Raw genomic sequence first — 977 nt, 5'->3', positions numbered from 1 at the left:
AAGATGACGGGTATATTTATATTGAAAGGAACTTATAATAAATAATAAGTTCCTTGATAATTTGATTAGATTGCAGATAAAGGTCTTACAGACAAACATCAACTGCGTTTACAGAATCAAGTACCAATGTGGCTATAGCAGGACCTTCCAGTGCTATTTCTGCAATAAATGCAACTCCATCTGTAGCAAACCATATAGTTAATTGCGCTATGGCGGTTATCCCAGTAATAACCCAGTCGTACCAATGCATTGACTCCTTTAAGGAGTTAATTATTCCAGAAATACCTATATCATTCTTAACTTCAGAGATTAATGACCAAGTATTTTTTGATTTATCAATAATAGAAGGAGAGTTTTTAAGGTCTTTAACTATAGTAAGTAATTCATGTATAGCATCATGACCTAATTTTTTCAATAATACTTGCGTGGCTGAATGCCTTTCAGATTCATGTATGCCCATGAATTTGAATGCAAGACTAAAAGCACCAGCGACAACTGTACCAATTGCAAGAACGCATTGAGATACACCTGCATACTCTGTTGGTTTTAATATTCTATCAGTGTTAGTTGGAGCTGAATTATTGAAATGCAATCTTTTGTAAGCATCATTTACAACCATGTCAAAACTAATATTTTCTTTTTGATGGTCGGAAAGTTGATCATAAAAATCTTTATAATATGGAGTTAGTGCTGTAGCGAGGTCTTCTTTGGATAAAGTATATAACATCTCTTTATTTTCAATGTTCATTTTTTACCCCAATCAAAGTGAAATTAAAAATAATTTTTTAAATGTTCGTGCTTGTAAATAGAAATGCAACCAAGCACAAATTAAATATAGTCGTATTTGAGGAAATTTAAATGATATTATTGTGTCGTAATTCACATATATTAAAAATTAATATTATGTGGAATGTTTTTTTATTAAATTTTAATTAATTCGCTTATTGATGATCGATATTAATTATTATCTATATGAG

Annotated in this window: 1 protein-coding gene; it reads right to left on the bottom strand. The window is 30.2% G+C overall.

From position 1 onward, the window contains the following. Positions 1–85: 85 nt before the first annotated feature. The gene (locus V2H77_RS00395) at positions 86–748 is read right to left on the bottom strand and encodes a hypothetical protein (protein WP_341497222.1); all 663 of its coding nucleotides are present in this window, start codon (positions 746–748) and stop codon (positions 86–88) included. Positions 749–977: the final 229 nt, after the last annotated feature.

The sequence above is a fragment of the Photorhabdus sp. P32 genome, assembly GCF_038085095.1.
GTDB lineage: Bacteria > Pseudomonadota > Gammaproteobacteria > Enterobacterales > Enterobacteriaceae > Photorhabdus > Photorhabdus luminescens.
Note: the sequence above shows the minus strand (reverse complement) of the source record. Positions and strands in the feature narration are given on the sequence as shown.